Origin of the sequence: Pseudomonas ulcerans (genome assembly GCF_036324125.1) — a bacterium.
Classification (GTDB): domain Bacteria; phylum Pseudomonadota; class Gammaproteobacteria; order Pseudomonadales; family Pseudomonadaceae; genus Aquipseudomonas; species Aquipseudomonas ulcerans.
In genome coordinates this window covers 36,439-55,905 of sequence record NZ_JAZDQN010000032.1, presented here as the reverse complement: position 1 = coordinate 55,905, position 19,467 = coordinate 36,439, and the positions used below count along the sequence as shown (strand labels likewise).

General features: G+C 65.3%; 20 protein-coding genes. 8 read left to right on the top strand and 12 right to left on the bottom strand.

What is annotated here, in order from left to right:
* Nucleotides 1-34: 34 nt before the first annotated feature.
* From V0R59_RS23450 to V0R59_RS23440, 3 genes are read left to right on the top strand one after another with little or no spacing between them, the layout of a single operon-like run.
* Complete coding sequence (locus tag V0R59_RS23450) at nt 35-538, top strand: (2Fe-2S)-binding protein (RefSeq protein ID WP_330075487.1); 504 nt, start codon at nt 35-37, stop codon at nt 536-538.
* Complete coding sequence (locus V0R59_RS23445) at nt 535-1,527, top strand: FAD binding domain-containing protein (RefSeq protein WP_330075486.1); 993 nt, start codon at nt 535-537, stop codon at nt 1,525-1,527. The genes V0R59_RS23450 and V0R59_RS23445 overlap by 4 nt, the downstream gene beginning before the upstream one ends.
* Nucleotides 1,524-3,695, top strand: coding sequence for a xanthine dehydrogenase family protein molybdopterin-binding subunit (locus tag V0R59_RS23440; protein ID WP_330075485.1), 2,172 nt, complete (start codon nt 1,524-1,526; stop codon nt 3,693-3,695). Before V0R59_RS23445 ends, V0R59_RS23440 begins: the two co-directional genes overlap by 4 nt.
* A 6-nt stretch (nt 3,696-3,701) precedes the next feature.
* On the opposite strand, the gene V0R59_RS23435 is transcribed toward V0R59_RS23440, so the two are convergent.
* Nucleotides 3,702-3,872, bottom strand: coding sequence for a hypothetical protein (locus V0R59_RS23435; protein ID WP_330075484.1), 171 nt, complete (start codon nt 3,870-3,872; stop codon nt 3,702-3,704).
* A 61-nt stretch (nt 3,873-3,933) separates the two neighbouring features.
* On the bottom strand, nt 3,934-4,530 hold the full coding sequence (locus V0R59_RS23430) for a hypothetical protein (RefSeq protein ID WP_330075483.1): 597 nt from the start codon (nt 4,528-4,530) through the stop codon (nt 3,934-3,936).
* A 273-nt stretch (nt 4,531-4,803) separates the two neighbouring features.
* Between V0R59_RS23430 and V0R59_RS23425 the strand changes: the two genes are divergently transcribed.
* From V0R59_RS23425 to V0R59_RS23410, 4 genes are all read left to right on the top strand, one after another.
* On the top strand, nt 4,804-6,234 hold the full coding sequence (locus V0R59_RS23425; protein WP_330075482.1) for a PAAR domain-containing protein: 1,431 nt from the start codon (nt 4,804-4,806) through the stop codon (nt 6,232-6,234).
* A gap of 8 nt (nt 6,235-6,242) precedes the next feature.
* Nucleotides 6,243-6,620 carry a hypothetical protein gene (locus tag V0R59_RS23420; RefSeq protein ID WP_330075481.1) on the top strand — a complete coding sequence of 126 codons (378 nt, stop codon included), beginning with the start codon at nt 6,243-6,245 and terminating at the stop codon, nt 6,618-6,620.
* Nucleotides 6,621-6,692: 72 nt separating this feature from the next.
* Nucleotides 6,693-7,490 carry a hypothetical protein gene (locus tag V0R59_RS23415; RefSeq protein WP_330075480.1) on the top strand — a complete coding sequence of 266 codons (798 nt, stop codon included), beginning with the start codon at nt 6,693-6,695 and terminating at the stop codon, nt 7,488-7,490.
* A 38-nt stretch (nt 7,491-7,528) separates the two neighbouring features.
* Nucleotides 7,529-7,876: a hypothetical protein gene (locus V0R59_RS23410; protein ID WP_330075479.1), complete on the top strand. Its 348-nt coding sequence runs from the start codon at nt 7,529-7,531 to the stop codon at nt 7,874-7,876.
* 56 nt (nt 7,877-7,932) lie between these two features.
* Here V0R59_RS23410 and V0R59_RS23405 read toward each other — a convergent pair whose 3' ends face one another.
* The 9 genes from V0R59_RS23405 to V0R59_RS23365 all read right to left on the bottom strand — a co-directional run bounded on the left by V0R59_RS23405 (nt 7,933) and on the right by V0R59_RS23365 (nt 17,642).
* Entirely contained in the window at nt 7,933-8,955 is a 1,023-nt protein-coding gene (locus tag V0R59_RS23405) for an XdhC family protein (protein WP_330075478.1), read from the bottom strand.
* Between the two features lie 183 nt (nt 8,956-9,138).
* On the bottom strand, nt 9,139-10,458 hold the full coding sequence (locus V0R59_RS23400; protein WP_330075477.1) for a c-type cytochrome: 1,320 nt from the start codon (nt 10,456-10,458) through the stop codon (nt 9,139-9,141).
* Between the two features lie 11 nt (nt 10,459-10,469).
* Nucleotides 10,470-12,701, bottom strand: coding sequence for a xanthine dehydrogenase family protein molybdopterin-binding subunit (locus tag V0R59_RS23395; protein WP_330075476.1), 2,232 nt, complete (start codon nt 12,699-12,701; stop codon nt 10,470-10,472).
* Complete coding sequence (locus V0R59_RS23390) at nt 12,701-13,159, bottom strand: (2Fe-2S)-binding protein (protein ID WP_330075475.1); 459 nt, start codon at nt 13,157-13,159, stop codon at nt 12,701-12,703. Before V0R59_RS23390 ends, V0R59_RS23395 begins: the two co-directional genes overlap by 1 nt.
* A 160-nt stretch (nt 13,160-13,319) precedes the next feature.
* On the bottom strand, nt 13,320-14,225 hold the full coding sequence (locus V0R59_RS23385) for a LysR substrate-binding domain-containing protein (RefSeq protein WP_330075474.1): 906 nt from the start codon (nt 14,223-14,225) through the stop codon (nt 13,320-13,322).
* Nucleotides 14,225-15,133 (bottom strand): LysR family transcriptional regulator, encoded by a 909-nt coding sequence (locus tag V0R59_RS23380; protein ID WP_330075473.1) that lies wholly within the window; start codon nt 15,131-15,133, stop codon nt 14,225-14,227. The genes V0R59_RS23385 and V0R59_RS23380 overlap by 1 nt, the downstream gene beginning before the upstream one ends.
* Nucleotides 15,133-15,690 carry a GNAT family N-acetyltransferase gene (locus tag V0R59_RS23375; protein ID WP_330075472.1) on the bottom strand — a complete coding sequence of 186 codons (558 nt, stop codon included), beginning with the start codon at nt 15,688-15,690 and terminating at the stop codon, nt 15,133-15,135. The genes V0R59_RS23380 and V0R59_RS23375 overlap by 1 nt, the downstream gene beginning before the upstream one ends.
* 113 nt (nt 15,691-15,803) lie before the next feature.
* Nucleotides 15,804-16,148 (bottom strand): carboxymuconolactone decarboxylase family protein, encoded by a 345-nt coding sequence (locus tag V0R59_RS23370; protein WP_330075471.1) that lies wholly within the window; start codon nt 16,146-16,148, stop codon nt 15,804-15,806.
* 96 nt (nt 16,149-16,244) lie between these two features.
* Nucleotides 16,245-17,642 carry an L-lactate permease gene (locus V0R59_RS23365; protein ID WP_330075470.1) on the bottom strand — a complete coding sequence of 466 codons (1,398 nt, stop codon included), beginning with the start codon at nt 17,640-17,642 and terminating at the stop codon, nt 16,245-16,247.
* A gap of 72 nt (nt 17,643-17,714) precedes the next feature.
* Here V0R59_RS23365 and V0R59_RS23360 point away from each other — a divergent pair, with 72 nt between their 5' ends.
* Complete coding sequence (locus tag V0R59_RS23360) at nt 17,715-18,269, top strand: helix-turn-helix domain-containing protein (protein WP_330075469.1); 555 nt, start codon at nt 17,715-17,717, stop codon at nt 18,267-18,269.
* 149 nt (nt 18,270-18,418) lie between these two features.
* Here the strand turns inward: V0R59_RS23360 and lpxO are convergent, their stop codons facing one another.
* The gene (lpxO, locus tag V0R59_RS23355) at nt 18,419-19,318 is read right to left on the bottom strand and encodes a lipid A hydroxylase LpxO (RefSeq protein WP_330075468.1); all 900 of its coding nucleotides are present in this window, start codon (nt 19,316-19,318) and stop codon (nt 18,419-18,421) included.
* Nucleotides 19,319-19,467: the final 149 nt, after the last annotated feature.

Here is a 19,467-nt window from a genome sequence, read left to right as displayed (position 1 = left end):
AAAGCACAAGCATAACCACCGTGAGGCCTTTGTCATGAGCGATGTCCCTTCCGCGACGGTCGCGTACGCGATCGACCTGCAGATCAACGGCGAGCGCCATCTGCTGAAAGTGCCACCCTGGCTGACCCTGCTCGACCTGCTGCGCGACCAGCTCGACCTGACCGGCACGAAGAAGGGCTGCGACCACGGCCAGTGCGGCGCCTGCACCGTGCTGCGCAACGGCCGCCGGGTGAACGCCTGCCTGACCCTGGCGATCATGTGCGACGGCGATTCCCTGACCACCATCGAAGGCCTCGCCGACGGCGATCGCCTGCATCCGCTGCAACAGGCCTTTATCACCCACGATGCATTCCAGTGCGGCTACTGCACCCCCGGCCAGATCTGTTCGGCACTCGGCCTGGCGCACGAGGGCAGGGCGCATTCGCGGGCGCAGATCCAGGAGGGCATGAGCGGCAACCTGTGTCGCTGCGGGGCCTACGGCAATATCGTCGCGGCGGTCGAAGAGGCTTTGCCACAACTGCGAGGGTCGCAACGATGACGCCGTTCGCCTATAGCAAACCCACGACTATCGAACGCGCCGTGCAGCAGGCCGGACCCCATACGCGCTTCATCGCCGGCGGCACCAACCTGCTGGACCTGATGAAGGAAAACGTCGAGCGTCCGGCCCAACTGATCGATATCACCGGGTTGCCCCTGCGCGAGGTTTCTACCAGCGCCAGCGGCGGCCTGCTGATCGGCGCCCTGGTGAGCAATGCCGACCTCGCCTGGCACCCCGAGATCGAACACCGCTACCCCCTGCTGGCCCAGGCGATTTTGGCCGGCGCCTCGCCGCAGTTGCGCAATATGGCCAGCACCGGCGGCAACCTGTTGCAGCGCACCCGCTGCCATTACTTCTACGACGCCGCCGTGCCCTGCAACAAACGCCAGCCGGGCAGCGGCTGTCCGGCGCGGGACGGACTGAGCCGCCAGCACGCGATCCTTGGTGCCAGCGAGCACTGCGTGGCGGTGCATCCGTCGGACCTGTGCGTGGCCCTGGCGGCGCTGGAGGCGCGGGTACAGGTGCGCGGACGAAATGGCGAGCGCAGCATTCCCTTCGCCGACTTCCATCGCCTGCCGGGCGCGACGCCGGAGCGGGACAATTGCCTGGGCGAGGGTGAACTGATCGTCGCCATCGAGCTGCCGCCGCCACGCTTTGGCGAGCATTGCCGCTACCTGAAGATCCGCGACCGGGCGTCCTACGCCTTCGCCCTGGTCTCGGTGGCGGCGGCGCTGGAGCTGGACGAGCAGCAGAACGTGCTGGAAATGCGCGTGGCACTGGGCGGCGTGGCCCACAAGCCCTGGCGCGACCCGGCCCTGGAACGCTCGACCCGCGGCCGCCCGGCGGGGCGCGAGACCTGGGCGGCGTTCGCCGATGCCTTGCTGGGCAACGCCCGGCCGCTGGCGCACAACGCCTTCAAGATCACTCTGGCGAAAAACGCCATCATCCGCGCGTTGAGCCAGGCGACCCCTGGGGAGGACCACCCATGAACAAGCCTCTCAGCGGCCAGGCCCTCGATCGCATCGACGGGCCGGCCAAGGTCACCGGCAAGGCCCGTTATGCCGGCGAGTTTGCCGATGAAGGCCTGCTCTACGGCAGCGTGGTCAACAGCAACGTTGCCCGTGGACGCATCCTGCGCATCGACTGCGACGCCGCACTGGCAGTGCCCGGAGTGATCGCGGTGCTGCATCACCTCAACCGACCGCCCATGGCAGGGGACGACGAGTCCTATGAGGATGCCGACGCCGCCCACGGCCAGCCCTTCCGCCCGCTGTTCAACGACCGCGTGCTGTACAGCGGCCAGCCGCTGGCGCTGGTGATCGCCACCAGCCTTGAGCTGGCGCGCCATGCCGGTTCGCTGTTGCAGATCGAGATCGAGGCGGCACCGCACCAGACCGACCTGCTCGCCGCCCTCGACCAGGCCCACGACGCGCCGGCGGAGCTGCCCGAGCCACGGGGGGATTTCGACACGGCCTTCGCGGCCTCGCCCTTCCAGGTCGATGCCACCTACAGCACCCCCAACGAGCACCACAACCCCATGGAGCCCCATGCCTCGACGGTGATCTACCTCGCCGACGACAGCCTGCACATCCACGACAAGACCCAGGGCACGCAGAACAGCCAGGACTTCCTGCACAAGGTCTTCGGCTTGCCCAAGGAGCGACTGCGGGTCTGCGCTGCCTATGTCGGCGGTGCGTTCGGTTCCGGGCTGCGCCCGCAGTACCAGTTGACCCTGGCGGTGATGGCCGCCCTGAAGCTGCGTCGTTCCGTGCGGGTGACCCTGACCCGCCAGCAGATGTTCACCTTCGGCTATCGACCGCGCACGCTGCAGCGCCTGCGCCTGGGTGCGGATCGCGAGGGGCGGTTGCAGGCCATCCATCATGCGGCGACGGCGCAGACGTCGCGCTTCGAGGACTTCACCGAGCACCTGGTGGAATGGGCGGGCATGCTCTATCGCTGCGACAACGTCGCCACGGCCTATCGCCTGGTGCCGCTGGATGTCTACACGCCGCTGGACATGCGTGCGCCGGGTGCCGCGTCCGGGGTGATCGCCCTGGAGTGCGCCATGGACGAACTGGCGGAAAGCCTCGGCCTGGACCCGCTGGACCTGCGCCGGCTCAACTTCGCCGACAGCAACGGCAACCTCGGCAAGCCCTATTCGAGCAAGGCGCTGCTGGAGTGCTACGCCCAGGGCGCGCTGCGCTTCGGCTGGCACCAGCGCGATCCCCGGCCGCGCAGCATGCTCGATCATGGCGAGCTGATCGGCTGGGGCATGGCCGGCGGTGTCTGGGAGGCGCTGCAGATGAAGGCCAGCGCGCGGGCGCGGCTGGATGCCGACGGACATCTGTGGGTGAGCAGCGCGACCACCGATATCGGCACCGGGACCTATACGGTGATGACCCAGATCGCCGCCGATGCCGCCGGCATGGCGTTGCCGGACGTGACCTTCCAGCTCGGCGACAGCAGCCTGCCGACGGCACCGTTGCAGGGTGGCTCGTTCACCGTGTCGTCGGTGGGTTCGGCGGTGCGTCAGGCCTGCCAGTTGCTGCGCGGCAAGCTGGTGGCGCGGATGAAGGAGCGCTATCCGCAATTGCTCGATGAAGCCGCCGAGGACTTCGAGATCCGTGGCGGGCAGGTGCAGGTCGGGACGCAGTGCTATCCCCTGGAAGAGATGGATGCGCGGGTCGATGCCGAACCCTCGGCCAGCCGCCAGGGCTTTGCCTGCGCGACCCATTCGGCAGTGTTCGTCGAGGTACGGATCGACGAGGCGCTGGGCACCTTGCGGGTCAGTCGGGTGGTCAGTGCGGTGGCGGCGGGCCGGGTGATCAATCCGAAGACTGCGCGCAGCCAGATCCTCGGCGGGGTGGTGTGGGGGCTGGGAATGGCGCTGCACGAGGAAACCCAGGTCGATCACGGCCTGGGACGCTACATGAACCACAACCTGGCCGAGTATCACATCCCGGTGAATGCCGATATCGGTGACATCGAGGCGATCTTCGTCGACGAGCCGGACGCTATCGTCAACGAGCTGGGCTCGAAGGGCGTGGGCGAAATCGGCGTGGTCGGCGTCGCGGCGGCGGTGGCCAATGCGGTACGGCATGCGACCGGGCGACGGCTGCGGGACTTTCCGTTGACGGTGGAGAAACTGCTGGGCTGATCCCGGTCAGGCAATGAAGTCCGCCGTGGTCGGCTCCGGCGCCGGCGGGTCCTGGCTCATGTCGGCAAGCACGGCGGCGGTGCACACGCCCACCAGGCCGATGCTGGCCAGGACGATTTCGCCCAGCAGCATGCCGACGACCAGAAGCAGCAGGGCGAGGCGAGGGAAGGTGAACATGGTGGCTCCCAGCGGTGAAATGTTCCTGTAACAGGATATTGCCTGAGCCTTGCCGGGCAGCCTAGCCCCGCAGCAGGTTTTTCAAGGACTTGTCGAACTGGCGCAGGGCGTCGGCCTGTACCTCTGGCTCCTCGTCGAGCTGGCGCAGCAGGTCGGCACTGCCGACGTCCTTGCGTGCGCTGCCCTGGGCCTGGCCGATATAGGTCAGCTGGTTGTCGAAGAAGCGCGCCACCACCCGGGCCTGGATCGCCTCGTTGCCGGCATTGGCCAGCTGGCTCTGGGCATCGAGCAGGACGATCACGTCGGGGCGGTCGGCGAGCAAGGTGTCGAGGTCGTCGTAGAAGGTGACTTCGGCGAATTCCTGGGACAGCGAGCGGGCCAGCCAGGTGTAGGCCTGGGTGCCGCCGAGGGTGGCCACCGGGGTGGTGCGCGGTGAATCCGCGGCGACCTGGTCGCGATGGCGCTGCAGGTAGTCCAGGGTCGCGGCGGCGTTGCGACCCAGCAGGACCGCCACTTGCTGGCCGCGGTCCAGGCTCACGTGGGAGAGCTCGGTCGCAGTGTAGAAATGGCCGTCGGGTTGCGCCGGGGTGCCAGTGGCGGCGCAGCCGGTGAGGGAGGCCAGCAGGGCGAGCAGGGCGGCGAGCATGCCGGTTTTCATGATGGGTTCCTTGGCGAGGTGGGCAATGGCGCTATCTTCTGCGCGCCGCCTGGCTTGGGGAACTTGATGGCAACGATGGTGGGTATTGATGGGATCGATAGCCGACTGTGCAAGGTTCGCGGCTTACTCCGGTGGTCACGCAGGAAAATTCCTACTTAATCGAAAGAATTACCCTGCTTACTCATGAGTCCATTCCAGCAAGGATCTGCCCCTTCTCCGCGGGATGTCCTTCCCGGCGGAACTCTTTCAACAAGAAGACAAGGAAGCAGATACATGGCGATTGGCTACGTGATTCGCATGGGCGACAAGACTTCATGTGGCGGACAGGTGCTGGAGGGCAATCCCGGCATCCTCGTCGGCGGCATGCCTCAAGCCCGGGAAGGCGACAGTGTGTCCTGCGGCGTTACCGGACAGACCTACCGGATCGTCGGTGGCGTGTCGTCGGTCCCCACCAACGGCGGACTGGCCGCAGGCAGTCTGGACAGCACCAGTTCCTGTCCCTGCCAGGCTACGCTGCTGCCTGGCTGCCAGAGCTTTCCGTACAAGTCGAACAGCGGTACGCCGACATCACGACAGCACGGGCCCGGCACCAGGCCCCGAGATGCAGAGGCAGCGGCTGCATTGCAGCAAGCCTCGGTTTCTGGCGTGACAAGTCGGACCTCGCCTGCTCAGAGGCCGGGTGCAAGTACTCCGTTCCAGGACAGCACCCAGGCCGTAGAGCCTGGATTCCACATCGTTCCCTACAGCATGTCGCGCAGCGCCCTGGAAGCAGCACTGTTCGACAGCCCGTCGCTGGAAGTGCTGAGCAAGTTCCGCACACTCAACCCCGGCCAGGGAACTATCAAGGCCGGCGCCATGATCATCCTCAGCGACCCGCGAAATCGGACCTGCACCCGTGAAGAAGCGCTGTTGATGGAGGCCGCAGAAATCGTCAACAAGGCACTGGAGCCTCTGACCGAGGAAGAGGCGGACTTCATGGCTCGCCACCATGAGGAAATCTCGACGTTTCTTGCCCATACCGCTGCTGCAGTGGGAGTGGGTGAAGCGATGTTTTCGCGCAATCTGAACAATGTGAAAGGCAATATGAACGCCGTCCAGGATCTGTACACGAGGTCTTTCGATCGCGATGGTCATCTGAAATCGACGCAGTTTTTCGCCGAGCGCGCTCGCCTGTTTGCCGATCTGGACATGAATCTCTCGCCACTGACGCGCAAAGCCATCGGCTTTCCCGATCACCCCAAACTGAAAACCGCACTGGGATTGTCTACCCGCAGCCTGGTACATCACTGGAAAAAAGCGGGGGCGTCGGGCCCGATCCCGGGTTACGCGACGCACATCGAGCAAGTGAGCAGGACGGCGAAGATTCTGAAGGCAGGTGGCTGGGTCGGTGCTGCAATCGGTGGAGGGGCTTCATATGTGAAAGTGCAGCAGGTCTGCACCGAAGGAAGTGCCGAAGCATGTAGAAAAGTGATGTTCACCGAGGCTGGCAGCTTTTTTGGCGGGATTGTGGGCGGCGCCGGGGGAGGGGTCGCTGCTTCGGCAGGCGCTGGCCCGTTGTGCGTAGCAATCGGCTTGGGCACAGCAGTTGTAGGCGGGGTGGTCTGTGGAATCGTTGTTGCTGGAGTAGGGGCATATGCCGGCGGAGCGTTTGGGGCCAGCAAAGGAGCACAGCTTGGTGAAGTCATTTACCAGAAATCCAGGTAGCCCTTGTCATGGCTGATTACTTCTGGATGCTGGTTATGTGCACCCTGTTTATTTCTGTGCTCACAGCCATTTATTGGGGATATCGAAAGACTGACGCACTCCTTGCCAGCCTGCCGAACTGCACGACCTTGATTGCCCGCGCAGCGCTTTGGCGAGATAGGGGGGTTATCGCAAACGCTCATTTGATGATGAGCATCGCCATGACCGTTACATACCCTCGTTTCATGTCTCTCAGTGACGTCGTATCCATGGAGGACTTAGGCAAACTTCCTCGATCAGAGAGGATAAAGCTGGCTCTGCTTGTTTACGCCATGCTGGGTAGCTTGGCTTTGCTGGCGGGCGCATGGCTGATTTCCAAGCTGACTAATTACTTCAACGGTACCTGATCCCTTCCCGATGCAAAGTGCAGGAGCGGACCTCTCACCGCTCCTGCATCATCCCGTGAAGAAGCGCTGTTGATGGAGGCCGCAGAAATCGTCAACAAGGCACTGGAGCTTCTGACCGAGGAAGAGGCGGATTTCATGGCTCGCCACCAGGAGGAAATCTCGACGTTTCTTGCCCATACCGCTGCCGCAGTCGGGGGGGATGAAGCGATGTTTTCGCGGAATCTGAATAATGTGAAAGCCAATATGGAGGCTGTCCAGGATCTGTATATGAGGTCTTTTGATCGCAATGGCAATTTGAATTCGTCGCAATTTTGCGCCGAGCGCGCTCGCGTGTTTGCCGAGCTGAGCACCAATCTCTCGCCACTGACGCGCAAAGCCATCGGCTTTCCCGGTCATCGCAAACTGAAAACCGCGCTGGGACTGTCGACTCGCAGCTTAGTGCATCACTGGAAAAAAGCAGGTGCGCTGGGCCCGATTCCGGGGTATGCGACGCATATCGGACAGGTAAGCAAGACGGCGAAAATCGTCAAGGCGGGTGGTTGGGTCGGTACGGCAATCGGCGGCGGGGCATCCTATGTGAAAGTGCAGCAAGTCTGCTCCGCAGGCGATGAACAAGCTTGCACCAAGGTCAAGTACACCGAGGGGGGAAGCTTGCTGGGTGGAGTTGCAGGTGGCGCGGTAGTCGGCGCTGCTCTCGCAAAAGGTGGCGCGGGCTTGCTTTGTGTGGCGTTGGGCGTACCGACATTCGGTATCGGTGCAATCGCCTGCGGAATCGTGGTTGTCGGGGCTGGATCGTTGGCTGGAGGCATGCTGGGCAGCAAATATGGCGCAGATGCAGGTGAGTTGATTTTCGAGAGTAGTCGGCAATAGCAGTGGCTATTCTTCGGTACGCAGGAGTTCTGTTGCTATTGGATCTCTTCATCCTGCTGGGCATCACCCTCTACTTTGGTTACGCCAAGGTAGAGGAGATCAAGCAGGCTTTCAGAAACACCAGGCTTGTTGCTGATTACTGCGTTTCAGGGGCACGGCAAAGGCTTGGGTTCGTTGGTACAGCCGCATGCCTGATAACGTTCCCTGTTTTTGCCATCAGGAAAGGACTGCTTGATCGTGAGGATTTTGAAAACTTCCCGACCTCCCTTCGTTGGAGGCTGGAGTGGCTGGAGTGGGCGTTGATAGGACACTTCTCTGCGATGTGCTTGTTGGCTGTCATGGATGAATTGCTGACTGGAGGAGACCTGCTCGGAGGCTCTTCCTGATCCGGCGAGATGGCTAGTACCTTGCCTTCCCGATGCAAGGCGTAGGGGCGGACCTCTCACCCCTCCTGCACCATCCCTTCCAGCTCCTGCTTCGCACCCACCACCGACACCTCCCGTGGCAATGCCACCTCGTTCTTCACCGCCAGCACCTCCGCCATCACGCTCACCGCAATCTCCGCCGGCGTCTTGCTGCCGATATAGATCCCGATCGGCCCATGCAGCCGCTTCAGCGACATTTCCGTCTCGCCAAAATGCTCGATCAAGCGCTCGCGCCGGCTCTGGCTGTTGCGCCGCGAACCGATGGCGCCGATGTAGAACGCCGGGCTGTGCAGGGCTTCGAGCAGGGCCAGGTCGTCGAGCCTGGGGTCGTGGCTGACGGCGATGATGCAGGTGCGCACATCCGGGACGAAGGCGCGGACCACGTCGTCCGGCATGCCGACCAGCCGCTCCACGCCATCCACTTTCCAGGCGTCCATGTACTCCGGACGCGGGTCGCAGACGCTGACCCGGAATCCATTGAACGCGGCCATGGTGGCGAGGTATTCGGCCAGCGCGCCGGAGCCGATCAGGAGCATGCGATAGCCGGGGCCGAGCGTGTTGGTCATGCCGGCCGGAGCGAAGCTGAAGCGCTCCGGCGAGCTCGTGGTTTCCAGTGTGACCCGGCCGCTGGCGAGGTCGAGGTGGCGACGCACCAGGTGACCGTTGTCCAGGCGCTGGAGCAACTCGCCGAGGCTGTCTGCCGCCGGGGCGAATTCGAGCACCAGTTCCAGCGTGCCGCCGCAGGGCAGGCCGAAGCGGTGGGCTTCGGCGGCATCGATGCCGTAGCGCACCAGGCGCGGGGTGTCCATGGGCAGGCCGGGGCCCTGGTAGGCGCTGGTGTAGCGGTGGATCAGGTCGTCCTCGATGCAGCCGCCGGAGACACTGCCGATCACCCGGCCATCGTCGCGCAGGGCCATCATCGAGCCCACCGGGCGCGGCGAGGAACCCCAGGTGCGCACCACGGTGGCGAGCAGGGCGCGGTGGCCGCTGGTGAGCCAGTCGTGGAGGGTGCGCAGGACCAGGAGGTCGATGCTTTCCATTGGCGATCCTCTTGTTGATTGAGGGTTGGACTGCCGGACGTGTCCGGGAGTGCGACCTGTGTTGTTGCTGATGGCCCAATCGGCCCACAGGGCCAGCGGTACACGCCATACCTGTGGGAGCTGGCTTGTCGGACCGCCGCACCGCAGCGATGAGGCCATCAGCAGCACCATCACTCCCACTGCTCAACGCATCCGCAGCACAATCGGGCTCGGACTCGCCGGATCGGTTTTCTCGCGCAGCTCCTTCACCGCCTCGACCTCCACCGCACCCCCGCGATTACCCCAGGCAGTGCGCACGAAACCCAGCACCTCGGCAATCTCCCGGTCGCTCAACTGCTCGCGAAACGCCGGCATCCGGTACGCATCCGGCACCCCGGCGGCAACCACCCGCTGCGAGCCGTTCAAGGTGATGTTGATGCTGGAGGCATTTTCCCGCGACATGGACGACGACGCCCCCGCCAGGGGCGGCATCCACTCCGGCATCCCGCGCCCGTCAGCCCCATGGCAGGACGCACAGCGCACCGCATAGGTATGCGCACCCGGCGCATCGGCCTTCGCTTGCTGGTACTGCCAGGGTGGCCCGTCCCGCTGCGGATCACCCGGCAGCGACTTCAGGTAGCGGGCAATCGCCGCCAGGTCCTCGTCGGTCATGAACTGCGTGGAGTTGTTGAACGCCTCGGTCATCGAGCCGAACACCACCGCATGCTGGTTGCGCCCGGTCTTGAGGAACTGCGCGATCTCGCTTTCGCTCCAGCGCCCCAGCCCGGTATTCGGGTCGGCGCGCAGGCTCGGGGCGTACCAGCCATCCAGCAGGGCACCGGAAAGGTAGGCCGGCTTGCCGCCATCCAGCGCCTTCTCGTTGAACGCGATTCCACGCGGCGTGTGACAACTGCCGCAATGCCCCGGGCCCTCGACGATATAGGCGCCACGGTTCCACAGCGGGTCCTTGCCGGCCTGTTCGACATAAGGCGCCGAGGTGCTGAACAAGGTGTTCCACAAGGCGATGGGCCAGCGCAGGTTCAGCGGCCAGGGAATCTCCCCCGGTTCGTTCGGCTGCGCCGATGGCTTCACGCCCTTGCTGAAGAAGGCGTACAGCGCCCGCACATCCTCATCGCCGAGCTTGGCGTAGGACGGGTAGGGCATGGCCGGGTACAGCCGGGCGCCGTCCGCCCGCACGCCCTGGCGCACGGCGCGGTCGAAGTCGGCCAGGCTGTAGGCGCCGATGCCGTGCTCGCGGTCCGGGGTGATGTTGGTGGCGAAGATCCCGCCCAGCGGCGTGTCCATCTTCAGCCCGCCGGCGAACGGCTGGCCGTCCGGCAGGCTGTGGCAGGCCACGCAGTCGGCGAGGCGGGCGACATATTCGCCGCGCTGCACCAATTGCCCGTCCGCCTCGCCCGTCTCACCTGCGAACGGTGAGGCGGGGGTGCGGGTCACGAACCAGGCCAGGACGGCGGCGAACAGCAGGCAGAGCACGGCCAGCGTGCCCAGTGGTCTTGCAGTCATCGGTACCTTCCTCAGCTGAAGCTGTAGCGCGACAGGGGCATGCTGCGGATGCGCTGGCCGGTCAGGTGGGCCACGGCATTGGCCACCGCCGGCGCCGTGGCCGGCAGCGGCGGCTCGCCGATACCGCCCATCTTCGCGCCGCTCTCGATGATCTTCACATGCACCCGGGCCATCCGGGAGGCCGGCAGGATCGGGTAGAGGTCGTAGTTGCGCGCTCGCGGCCGGCCGTCGATATACACCGCTTCCTCCAGCAGGGCCTGGGACAGCCCGAGGGACACCGCGCCATTGACCTGGGCCTCGATGATCGCCGGGTTGACGATGCTGCCGGGGTCGATGGCCTGCCAGATATCGTGCACGCGCACCTGGCCGTGCTCGATGGAGACCTCGGCGATCACCGCCGCCTCCGAGCCAAATGGCGAGGCCATGGCCACGCCACGGGCGCGCCGGCTGCCGTCCTCGGCGACGAAGGGCCCGCGCTTCCAGCCGCCGGACAGCTCGCCCACCGCTTGCAGCAGGGTGGTCAGCCGCGGGTTGTCGCGCAGCAGTTTCAGGCGCAGCTCGAAGGGGTCGTGCTTGCCCTGGTCGGCCAGTTCGTCGAGGAAGGCTTCGTAGAAGAAGTCGTTCAGCGAGTTGCCCACCGAGCGCCAGTAACCAAGCATCGCCGGGCCCTTGACGTAGATCTGTGCGATGCGCCGGTTGGCGATGGTGTAGGCTTTGCCGGCCAGGCCCTCGACGGCGGTGTTGTCGATCTTCTCTCCTTGCTTGCCGGCGATGGCTTCGGTCGGGCCTTCGGTGGCGCTGACCGCTTCCAGGGCCACGGGCAGGCCGTCCTGGTCCAGCGCGGCGCGGAACTTGACCACCGCCATGGGCCGCAGAACGTCGCGAACGAACTCTTCCTCGCGGCTCCAGATCAGCTTGATCGGGCGCCCGGTGGCCTTGGCCAGCTCGATCGCCTGGGGATAGGGATTGGCGCTGTCGTAGAGGAAGTGCCGACCGAAGAAACCGCCGAGCAGTGGCGAGTGCAGGCTGATCTTTTCGGGATCGAGACCGGTGCGCTTGGCGATATCGGCGCGGAACATGTCCGGCGCCTGGTTCGGCAGCCAGACCTCCAGCGTGCCGTCCGGATTGAACCGGGCGGTGGCTGACGGCGGTTCGAGCTGGGCGTGGTTGAGGTACTGGTTGTGGTAGGTGGCTTCAACCTTGGTGGTGGCGCTGTTCCAGGCGCTGGCGAAATCGCCTTCTTTCTCCGCATCGCGGCCCGGGCCTGTTTGCGCCGCCAGATGCTCGCAATGAGCATCACTGGAAAAGTCCGCCGGCATGGCCCGCAGTTTCGAATCGGCGGTAGCTTCCTGCCACTCCACTTGCAGCGCCTCGGCGGCGCGCTTGGCGTGCCACCAGCGTTCGGCCACCACGGCCATGGCACCGGGCAGGCGATGCACGGAATGCACGCCCTTCATGGCCTTGACCTGCGCCTCGTTGCGCACGCTGCCCACGGTCATGCCCAGGCGCGGCGCGTGCTGCACGGCGGCGTGAAGCATGCCGTCGACCTTGATATCGATGCTGTACACGGCCTTGCCGGTGGATTTGTCGTAGGCATCGACGCGCTGCACCGGCTTGCCGATCCAGCGGAACTGGCCCGGGTCGCGCAGCGGCACGCTGTCGGCGTCCGGCACCGGCAGGTCCATGGCCCGCTGGGCCAGTTCGCCGTAGCCGAGGGATCGACCGGACGCCGCATGCAACACCCGGCCGGGTTCGGTGCTCAGTTCGCTGACCGGCACCTTGAGTTGTTCGCTGGCTGCCTGCAGCAACATGGCCCGGGCCAGGGCGCCGAGCTTGCGCATGGTCGGGTAGCTGGTGCGCACCGACATGCTGCCGCCGGTGATGCGCATGCCGTTGTCCATCACCACGAAGGGAGGGCCGGGCGGCGCGGCTTCGACGATGAAGTGAGCGGGATCGAGGTCCAGTTCTTCGCCGACGATCTGCGCCATGGCGGTGTAGATGCCCTGGCCGCCTTCCATGAACGAGCAGAGCAGGCGAGCGCGACCGTCGGGGCGGATTTCCAGCAGGGCCGGGACCTTGATGCCAGGCGCCGCAGCTCCGCTGGCGGCTTCGGCGCGGCTGATGCCCAGCGGCAGGCCGCAGCCGAGGACCAGGGCGCCGACTGCGGCGCCGGCGCTGGCGAGGAGGAAGCGTCGGCGTGACAGGTTGACCGGTTCGCCCAGGGGTAACTGTTCAGTGCTCATCAGGCAGCCCCCTCGTTGTTGGCAACGTCGTGCACTGCGCTGCGAATAGCGTTGTAGGTACCGCAGCGGCACAGGTTGACCATGGCCGCCTCGATCTCGCTGTCGTTGGGGTGGGCGTTGTGCTTGAGCAGGGCGGTGGCGGCCATCACCTGGCCGGACTGGCAGTAGCCGCACTGGGCCACCTGGTGCTTGACCCAGGATTCGACCACGCGCTTGCCGACCTCATCGGCCTCGACCGCCTCTATGGTGGTGATCTCGCGTCCGGCCACCGCGGCCACCGGGGTGACGCAGGAGCGCAGCACATTGCCGTCCACCAGCACCGAACAGGCGCCGCACTGGGCCAGGCCGCAGCCGTACTTGGTCCCGGTCAGGCCGAGATCGTCGCGCAGCACCCAGAGCAGGGGCGTGTCTGCGTCGGCATCGACCTGGTAGGTCTGTTGGTTGATTCGCAGGTCCATGGGGAGTCACCAGTCTTCGGTCGGTTATCTGAGCGGGCTTGTTCTAGGCAGCAGTGCGCGGCGGAGCGCGCGAACCCGTCGGGAAACGCTAGCACAGGGACTGGAAGGGGATGGGTGGGCTGGTTTGCTAGGTGCTAGTGACAGAATTGATAAATCGCTCCTACGTGGGGTGGTTGTACGGATAGCGCAACTCATCGATCACCAGTTGCATCGCCCGCGATACCTCGCGCTGGCTGGAGTAGTACAGGTGAAAGCCGGGAAACTCCCGCCACCAGTCCTCCAGCACCGCCACCAGCCGGCCGCTGTCGAGGTGCGGCCGGGCCATGCCTTCCGGCACATAGGCCAGCCCGTGGCCATCGAGGGCGGCCGTCATGATCTGGTAGATGCCGTTGAACACCAGGTGCCCGTTGACCCGCACGTTCAACTCCCGTTCGCCGCATTTCAGCTCCCAGGCATACAGGTTGCCCAGGGTCGGCAGGCGCAGGTTGATGCAGTCGTGGTTGATCAGCTCTTCCGGCGCCAGCGGAATCCCGCGCGCGGCGAGGTAGTGCGGGGTGGCGACGATCGCCAGGCGCATGTCCGGGCCAATGCGCACGGCCTGGATATCCTTCGCCAGTCCGTCCCCCAGGCGCACGCCGAAGTCATAGCGGCCCTGGACGATATCGGTCAGGGCGTAGTCCGAGTGCATTTCCACCTGCAGGCGCGGATAGCGTTGCAGCAAGGGCGCCAGCCTGGGCCAGAGCAGGCTGTCGATGGCGTGGTCGCTGGCGGTGAAGCGCAGGGTGCCGCCGGGGCTGTCGCCTAGTTCGATCACCGCCTGCAGTTCGCTTTCGATCACCGCCAGGCGCGGGCCTACCGCCTCCAGCAGGCGCTCGCCGGCTTCGGTCAGGGACACGCTGCGGGTGCTGCGGGTGAGCAGGCGGATCTGCAGGCGCTTTTCCATTTCGCGGATGGTGTAGCTGAGCATCGACTGCGACATGCCCAGTTGCGCCGCCGCTCGGGTGAAGTTGCGCTCGCGGGCCACCGCCAGCAGGGCGAGCAGTTCGCCGTAGGGTTCGCGGGCCATCAGTCCTGCTCCAGGCGCAGCGCAGCGATCAGCAGGTTCATCGCCCCCGAAGGCTGGCGCCGGCTCGGGTAGTACAGGTGCAGGCCGGGCCAGACCGGGCAGTAGTCTTGCAGCAGGCGTACCAGGTGGCCGGAGCGCAACCAGGGATCGGCCAGCTCTTGTGGCACATAGGCCAGGCCCAGTCCGGCGATCGCCGCTTCCAGGCAGTCGAGGATGCTGTTGAAGGTGAGCTGCCCGGTCACGCGGACATGCAGCGGGCGACCGTCGCGGGCGAACTCCCAGGGCCAGATATTGCCGTGGGTGGCGAAGCGGATATTGATGCAGTTGTGTTGCGCAAGGTCTTCCGGGCATTCGAGGGCCGGATGGCGGGCAAGGTAGGCGCGGGTGGCGACCAGGGCAAAGCCGGCGTCCGGGCCGATGCGTACCGCGATCATATCCTGGGCCAGGGCTTCGCCGAGGCGCACGCCGGCGTCGAAGCGCTCGGCGACGATGTCGACCAGGCCATTGTTGGCGGATATCTCGACGTTGATCCCGGGGTACTGCGGCAGGAAGCGCTTGAGTTTGCCCATCAGCACCGACTGCACGGCGTGGTTCGATGCGGTGATGCGGATCGTCCCGGTGGGGCTGTCGCGCAGGTCGTTCAGCGCTTCCAGCTCGGCGTCGATCTGTGCCATCTGCGGCGCAACCTGCTGCAACAGGCGCTCGCCGGCCTCGGTGGGCACCACGCTGCGCGAGTTGCGCGACAGCAGGCGTACGCCCAGGCGCGCCTCCAGGTTGCGGATGCCATGGCTGACGGCGGTCTGCGACAGGCCCAGGCGCGCGGCGGCCTTGGTGAAGCTGCGCTCCTCGGCGACGGCGAAGAACAGCGGCAGGCCGACGAAGGCGTCGCGCAGGTGACGGTGTTCCATCAGCGGCCGCGACGCCGGGAGACCACGGCCTCGATATTCTTGCGGCCGATCAGCTTCGGTTGCTCCGGTTCGCCCAGCCACTTGTACATCACCAGGCAGTCCACCAGGCCGAGGCGGCCATGGCGGTAGGCCTTGGGCAGGCGGCCGACGGTCTCGAAGCCGAGCTTGGTCCAGAGGGCAACGGCGACTTCGTTGCTCGCCACCACCGAGTTGAACTGCAGGGCGAGGAAGCCCGAGGCGCGGGCCAGTTGCTGGGAGTGTTCGCACATGGCCCGGGCGATGCCGCGACCACGGGCGGCTTCGCTGACCATGTAGCCGCAGTTGCCGACATGGCTGCCGGGGCCGGCGGCGTTGGCCTTGAGGAAGTAGGCACCGAGCAGCTCGCCGTCGTCCTCGGCGACCAGGGTGTGCACGGGGATGTCGAGCCACAGCTGGCGTGCCTGTTCCAGGGTCATGGCCGGATCGTAGGCATAGGTTTCCCGGGCCGCGATGATGGCCTGGAAAGTGGGCCAGAAACGGTCGAAATCGGCGGTGGTCATCGGGCGGATCTGCAGCATGGGGAGCCTTGGTGAGGGAGGGGAGTGCTGCATTCTAGGGGATTGGCAAGGTGGATGGACATGCGATAACCGCGGTAGGAGCTGGCTTGCCAGCTCCTACCGCGGTTGTGGGGTCATTCCCCAGCCTTGCCCACCGCATCCAGCGCCCGCGCCGAGTACACCAGCGCCGCCCCGGCGTTCATCGCCACCGCCACGCCCAGCGCCTCGGCGATTTCCTCGCGGGTTGCGCCATGCTTCACCGCTTCCTTCGAATGCACGGCAATGCAGCCATCGCAACGGGTGGTGACCGCCACCGCCAGGGAAATCAGCTCACGGGTCTTGGCGTCCAGGTGGTTGGTCTTGGCCCCGGCGCCGCTGGCGGTCATGTAGCCGGCGACGGTGTCGGGGGAGAGGTGCTTGAGGTCGCCGATCCCGGCCATCAGCTGCTTACGGTAACCATCCCAGTCCATCATGCTCATCGTGTTCACCTTGTTGGTTTGCGATCAATCGAACAGTGAAGCTAGTCGCTCGGCGAAAGGCTCGCCAATGGTCGTTGGGCCTGAGCCGCTAGTGCTTTAGAACCATTGACCCGCCAGCACATTGACCAGCGCCATCAAGCCGGCGCTGCACCCTACCACGATGATGGCCAGGCGCTGTACCCAGCGCCGTTGCGTGCCCGCGTCGCCAGCCAGTTGCAGGGCCATCTCGATCTTGCCCGGTGAGGCAAGGATGGAAATGGCGGCGGCGACATTGTGGGTCGCCATGAACAGCAGCAGGTTGGCCCCGAGGGTGCGGGCGATCTCGGCCTGGGTCGCGGCGAACATGGCGTTGGAACCGCTGCTGGAGCCGGTGACGAAACCGCCCAGTGCCCCCACGAACGGCGCGATCGCCAGGTAGCCGGAACCCATGTCCGCCAGCAATCGCGCCAGGTAGGCCGCAGTGCCGCTGACCGCCATGACGATGCCCATGACGATGAACAGCGCGGTCACCGGCGCCACCTGCAACCAGGACTTCCAGGCCCGCGCCAGCGGCTCGGCCGGCGGCCGTCCGGCGCAGAACCACAGCGCGGCGACGAACAGCCACAGCGCCGGCGAGGCGAGGTAATGCCAGGTCTCCGGGAAACCACCGAAACGCACCAGGCTACCCGCCAGCAGGACGCCGCCAAGCAGCACACCGTACGCTTTCAGCGCCCGCTGCCCGATCGGCAGCAGCGCCTCGCCGCGCCCGGCACCCCGCAGCAGGTGCAGGCAGATGATCGCCACGCTGCCCAGGGCGCCGGCCGGTGCCGTGCCGAACGCCAGGTTCGACAGGCCTACGGCAACGGTCAGCAGCAACGCTGAACCCAGCGCCAGCAGCAGTGCCCGTGGCCGCTGCCCTGGTGTACTGACCAGCCAGGCCGCGACCGCGCCATTGATGGCGAAGGGCAGCAGGCTCAACAGCGCCGAAGCCACCCCCAGCTCATCGAAACGCAACCCGGCGAGGCTGGCGGCGATCATCGTTCCGGGCCCCATCGAGCCCCAGGGCACGGCGCACAGGCCGAGCAGGCCGATCAACGCCGCGTGGCGCGGCGCCAGGCCCATGAACACCAGCAGCGGGATGCCGATGGTGACGCCGATGCCGAATCCGGTCACAGATTCGGCGAACGGTGTAATGCCATGTACCACGAGCAGTACGGCTGCGACACCTGTACCGGTACGCCCCTTGATCCAGTTGGCCAGGGCCGCCTGGGCTCCGGCGTGACGCAGGACTTCGGACATCAGCAGGCCACCGCCGACGATCAGCACCACCTCCAGCACCAGCGGCAACCATTTGACCAGGGCCACGCCGATTTCCGCTGAGTCCAGCGGAAAGGCAATAATGGCCGCCATCACGGCAGCCAGGACCCCGAGCAGCGCTGCGTGCAAGGAACGGATACCCAGGCCGAGGGCCAGGATCGAGGAAAACACCGGGGACGCTGCAAGGAAGGCATTCATTTCACAGACTCGACGTTTGCTTTTTCGCAATTATATTTGCAGATAGGCAAATCGCAAGATGCAAGGGACAGGATGAAAGACAAAGACGAGCAAACCGAACAGGACCTGTTCGGCGTGGCGGTGCGTCAGCGGCGCTTGCAACTGGGGGTTACCCTGGACCAGCTGGCGCAAAGCAGCGGTGTATCGACGGCGGCGCTGTCGCGGCTGGAGCGGGGCATGTTGAGCCCGAGCCTGCGCAATGCCCTGGCGATTGCCCGGGGGCTGGGCTGCGAGCTGTCGGAACTGATCGAGCAGGAACCCACCGAAGTGACCCGGGCAGGAGAGAACCTGCGTTTCGTCGACGAGGAAACCGGGATCGTCAGGCTGGCCCTGGCGCGGCCGGGGCCGGACCTGGAGCTGTTGTCCTACAGCGTGCCGCCGGGGGCGTCATCGGCCAGGTTTTCCCCGCACAAGAGCGGGTCGCGGGAGATCTTCCACATCATCAAAGGGACACTGGAGGTGCATGCCGGGGAGCAGGTGGTGGTGTTGAACGAGGGCGATACGGCGACGGTGAAGGGGGATTGCGAGCACTGGTTCCGCAATGTCGGGGAAGAGGATGTGCGGATTCTGCTGACGATCTTCAAATAGGATGGGAGATCCTTGGTTGAGAAAGCGACGCTTACCGTGTGGGAGCGGGTTTACCGGAGCGCCGGACCGCCGCGATTACTGTAGTGAATTCACCATTGTAATCGCGGGTAAACCCGCTCCCACAAGTTCCCGCAAAACCGATGAGTCAATCAGATATAGATGAACACCAACGCAATCACCGCCACCACCGCCCATTTCTCGGCGTAGTACCGCGCGCGGTTGCGCTTCTTCAGCGCCTTGCCGCGCTCGCGGATCTTGTAGATGCGGGTGAACAGCCGGTTGATCCCGCCGGTCTTGTCGCCGGCATCGTTCGGCGCCGCCGCGGCGGCCATCACGTTGGTGCTGAACCAGCGGTTGAACGCCGTGGCCCAGCGATACTTCAACGGCCGCTCGACGTCGCAGAACAGGATCACCCGGTTGTGCTCGGTCTGGTTGGCCGCGTAGTGGATGTAGGTCTCGTCGAACATCACCGCCTCGCCATCGCGCCAGTGATAGTTCTCGCCATCCACGCAGATGAAGCAGGCCTCGTCGTTCGGCGTGTCCAGGCCCAGGTGATAGCGGTACGAGCCGGCATAGGGGTCGCGGTGACGCACCAGCTTCGACCCCGGCGGCAGGGTGGCGAACATCGCCGCCTTGACCGTGCCGATACTCTGCAGCAGCTCGGTGGTGCGCGGGCACAACTTCATCGCCGACGGGTGGCTCTCGCCGTACCACTTCAGGTAGAAGCGCTTCCAGCCACTCTTGAAGAACGAGTTGAAGCCGACGTCGTCGTAGTTCTGCGAACTCTTGATCTCGCCGACATGCAGCAGTTGCAGGGCTTCCTCGCGGATTTCCTGCCAGTTGTCCTGCAATGGCTTGAGTTCCGGGAAGGCCTCGGTGGGCAGGTACGGCTTGGCTGGCAAGCGGGAGAACAGATAGAGGAAGGCGTTGACCGGCGCCAGGAAACTGGAGTGGTCACCCAGCTGGCGGGTGATCTTGTGCCGCACGCGACCACGGAAATGCACGTAGGCGATGGAGACGACGAACAGCAGGACGATGAATACTTTCATGGGCGGGGTACTTGTCGATGTGGCGATGCGCCATGGCATAAGCCCGCCAGCATAATCAATTGGCCCGTGGGTTTGAACAAAATGTTGCAGGGAACGGGGGCGACCTTGGTCCAAGGGCTCACCGCTGGCGCGTGCCGTGAGGTGAGCCG